This window comes from Solirubrobacter ginsenosidimutans (assembly GCF_027587205.1).
This window is the reverse complement of sequence record NZ_JAPDOD010000113.1, coordinates 1-3,615: the sequence shown is the minus strand read 5'-3', so window position 1 is coordinate 3,615 and position 3,615 is coordinate 1. Positions and strand designations below refer to the sequence as shown.

Below are 3,615 nucleotides of genomic sequence, written 5' to 3'. Positions count from 1 at the left end.
TCGTCGGTGGCCATGGTGTGAACCGCGGCGCAAATCGCCGTCGTTATGCCGCCGGTCCGACCGTCGGTTCAGACACCGGGGTCGCCGTCGTCCGCTCAGCCGATGCCGGCGCCGGCACCGCGACCAGCGGGCTGCCTTGGAGCGTCTTTCGCCAGCCGGCGAGGATGGCGTGCACGCTCGCGGCGCCGATGATCGGTCCGGGCGGGAGCTCGAGGTGGGAGGGGTGGAGGATGAATGGGCGTGTTTGGACGCCTCCGATGCCGCCGTGGAAGCAGATCAGTTCCTCGAACGCGCAGCCCTCTTGGAGTGTGGGGTCGTAGAAGCTGCCGACCATGATGTCCGCGACGTGTTTGAAGCCGTCGGTGCGGAGCAGGTGGCGCGGCGCGGTGGGAGAGAACGGCGCGAGCGGGTCCTCGCCCTCGACGCGGCCGTCCACGAGGTAGTGGGTGCCGCGGGCGCCCAGCGCCACCGGGCCATGTTCGGAGGAGCGCACCAGCAGCCAGCCGACGTGGGGATGCGCGCGCATCGTGGGCAGGAGCTCGGGGTGGCGCGCGTTGATCTCCTCGAGCGTCAACCGGCGGGGCTCTTCCATGAGGTAGACGAGCCCGAGGTTGCCCGAGCCGAGCACGACGACGTCGCGGTCGGAGACGTCGTTCTTGGCCTTCTTGGTCTTTTGCCCGGTGGCCTCCTTGACGGCGTGGCCGACCATCGAACTCTGCTCGTCGCCACCCGCGATCCCGGACACCTGGCCCTTGGAGAGCGAGCGCTCGACGAGCTCGTCGAGGCCGTAGCCGTTGCGTTGCTTGAAGGTCGCGCCCTGGGTCTGGCCGTGGTCGGAGAGGACGACGATCTCGTACGGGCGGGCGGCGTAGCGGCGGGCGCGTTCGATCTGCGCGAAGCGCTCGTCGAGCTTGCGCAGCGCCTCGAGCGTGTCGGCGCGTTCGAGGCCGGAGTGGTGGGCGACCTCGTCGTAGCTGGAGAACGTCGCGTAGACCGCGGGGCGCCCGCGCATCATGTCGGTGAGCACGCCGGACACGATCAGGTCGCGCACGAAGACGCACATCGCGCCCCGCATCAGCGGGTAGATGCCGCCGCGATGCCCGCGCGGCTTGACGTCGCGGCGGATCCCGCGCGCCGCGGCGATCCACTCGAGGATGACCTCGAATCCGAACAGGACGAGCGTGCGCGTCACGTTGTCGCCGTTGGCCAGAAACGCCCGGTAGCCGGGATTGGATTGCTTTTCGGCGTCCATCCGGCTGACGGTGAGGATCACGTCTTCGGCCTCGCCGGAGAGCAGGTTCCCGCGGCTGGAGCCGCCGTCGACCAACAGGCCGGCACCGGTCGCGTGGCGTCGCTCGATCTCGGCGCAGTCCGGTGGCGCCGAGCACGACATCACCGTGGCGGTCTCCTTCTCGACCCAGCGAAACGCGGGGATGTCATCGTTGGAGCCGAGCAGGATCCCGGCCTGGCTGGCACCGGTCTGTGAGGAAAGATCGGTCTCCCACTCGATCAGGCTGTGCGTGTCATCGGCCAGCCAGCTCGCCATGTTCGGGGCGTTGCCGTCGCGCATCGCGCGGCGCAGCACCGGCAGCGCGAGCCCGTCGATCTCAAGGAAGATGATCCCGGGGACCGTCGTGTTGGCGATCACGCCCTGCCGACGCGCGATGCGCTTGGCAACGCGAATCGAATACGTATCGTCAGAGCCCGTGAAGACCGCGAGCACGACACTCACGGCCGCGACCACGAGCGACGTCAAAAGCGCCCAGCCGAAGTTGTCGACCGTCAGCACGCCGTCGGTCAACCCGTCGGCGATCAGCAGGATGACGGCGTCCGCGACCAGCACGAGCAGGAAGCCGAGAACGAGCGTGAGCGGCAACCGCAGCGCGGCCAGCACGGGCGGGACGACCGCGTTCAATGCGGCGACGATCGCCGCGACCACCAACGCACCCCAGAAGCTCTCGATGCTGACCCCCGGCAGGATCCCAGCGGCCACCATCAGCGCGACGCCCATGGCGAGCCACGACACGAGCAGATTGAACACCCGCTGACGCGGACGAACGGACTCCCACGCGGAGTAATCCTGGGCTGGAATGGGGTCGTTCGGCATCGTGTTCTCCTTCTGCTCGATCGTGTGGCGCTGCGCTAGTCGCGATCGCCGTGGTTATGGCGCCCGGCATCGCTCAGCACCTTGCGGCCGTTGAGCGGTTGGACCTCGCGGCTGTTGCCCTCCTCGAACAGCGCCTGGAAGGCGTGGATCTGGTGCTTGGAAAGCGTGATCGGGTGCGCGAGCACGATCCACTGCACGCCCTCGGTGAAGGGCGGCGTCGTCAGCGATCCCGTGTAGCGATAGGACGAGACATCGTCGGGCAGCAGGTCGTCGATCCGGACGCCGGCGACCGGCCGGGTTTCGCCGGCCGCCGCCGGCAGATCCGCGAAGATCGGCTCGAGCACGCGGTTCGCCCGTCCCTGCTCGATCAGCACGCCGATCACGAGCAATGAGCCGTCCGAGGCGCCGTGCACCAGGTGCATCTCCATGGCGCTCCGGTGCCCGTTGATCTCATGCTCGGACGGCGTGTGCCAATGGAACTGCTGGAGCGTGTACCTCGTCCCGCTCAGCGTGATCGACGCGGCGCCTGCGGGCACCTCGGCGCGGACGGTCGACTCCTCGCCGGGCGAGCCGGTGTTGTTCAATGTGACGTCCGCCTTGCGCGGGTACGAAAAGCGGATCGCGGGGAGGTGGTTCACGAACGTGATCTGCGAGCGGCGGAGGTCGATCGGGCTCTGCGCACTACCGGGATCGACGCTGGAGCTTGCGGGCGCGGCGCCGGCAAGCGCCGTCACTACCGCGAGCGTCGCCAGCAGCGCGGCGAGGCACGCGCTCACCATGCGTCTCGCTTGTCTGTCGTGTCCGTTCATCGATCGTCCCATCAGCAGTCGATCGGCTGCAGTGACTCGGTCACCGCCGTCTTCAGTGATGCGGCGGCGTCCGTGGCCTGCGCCTTGGCATCATCCTTAGACCCGGCGGCGACGGCCTGGCGCACGACGGCCTGCAGTTGCGTCCCGAAGGCGGTCACCGCGTCCTGGACCTGCTGCTTGCGCTCGGGCGTCAGATTGGCCTGGGCGGCCTTGATCTTCTCCAGGTTCGTGCCGATGGCGGCGAGCGCCGACGTCAAGTCGTTGCGCGTCACATCGCCGGTGCCGACGGTGGAGAGGGTGTCCACCTGGGTCTGGATGTCGGCCCGGGCAGCGCACACGTCGCTCGCTGCCTGATCCTGCGGTGATGTCGCTGCCTGCGTGGGGGCATGCGTGGGGGCCTCAGTCGCCGCGGGCTGGTCGTCCGAGGACGAGCCGCAGCCGAACAGCGCCAACGCCGCGCACGCACACACGATGCGTAGGGTGAATGGCTTCAAGGTCGTCTCCTAAGTCGATAGGGCGACGTTGCCGCCGCCCCGGAACCGAGTGGGTCAGGCGACCGGCGCGGCCTCTGCGCGCTCGATCGCTGAGAGGGCCTCCTGCTCGGCCTCGTCCCAGTCGGCGACTTCGCGCTTGAGTACGTGCTGCTCCGCGCGTGTGAGCGCGCGCTCGATCTGCTCGGCGTCCTTGTCGATGCCGACG

General features: G+C 68.8%; 3 protein-coding genes. All 3 read right to left on the bottom strand.

The genetic code is table 11. From position 1 onward, the window contains the following. Window positions 1-43 precede the first annotated feature (43 nt). From OM076_RS44315 to OM076_RS44305, 3 genes are read right to left on the bottom strand one after another with little or no spacing between them, the layout of a single operon-like run. Window positions 44-2,107 carry a phage holin family protein gene (locus OM076_RS44315; RefSeq protein ID WP_270046699.1) on the bottom strand — a complete coding sequence of 688 codons (2,064 nt, stop codon included), beginning with the start codon at window positions 2,105-2,107 and terminating at the stop codon, window positions 44-46. Window positions 2,108-2,142: 35 nt separating this feature from the next. Further along, window positions 2,143-2,886 (bottom strand): carbonic anhydrase, encoded by a 744-nt coding sequence (locus tag OM076_RS44310; protein ID WP_270046698.1) that lies wholly within the window; start codon window positions 2,884-2,886, stop codon window positions 2,143-2,145. Window positions 2,887-2,927: 41 nt separating this feature from the next. Next, window positions 2,928-3,410 carry a hypothetical protein gene (locus tag OM076_RS44305; RefSeq protein ID WP_270046696.1) on the bottom strand — a complete coding sequence of 161 codons (483 nt, stop codon included), beginning with the start codon at window positions 3,408-3,410 and terminating at the stop codon, window positions 2,928-2,930. Window positions 3,411-3,615 lie beyond the last annotated feature (205 nt).

Coding starts and splice junctions, on each gene's coding strand:
- OM076_RS44315 (WP_270046699.1), bottom strand. CDS start 2,107: ATGCCGAACGACCCCATTCCAGCCCAGGATTACTCCGCGTGGGAGTCC.
- OM076_RS44310 (WP_270046698.1), bottom strand. CDS start 2,886: ATGGTGAGCGCGTGCCTCGCCGCGCTGCTGGCGACGCTCGCGGTAGTG.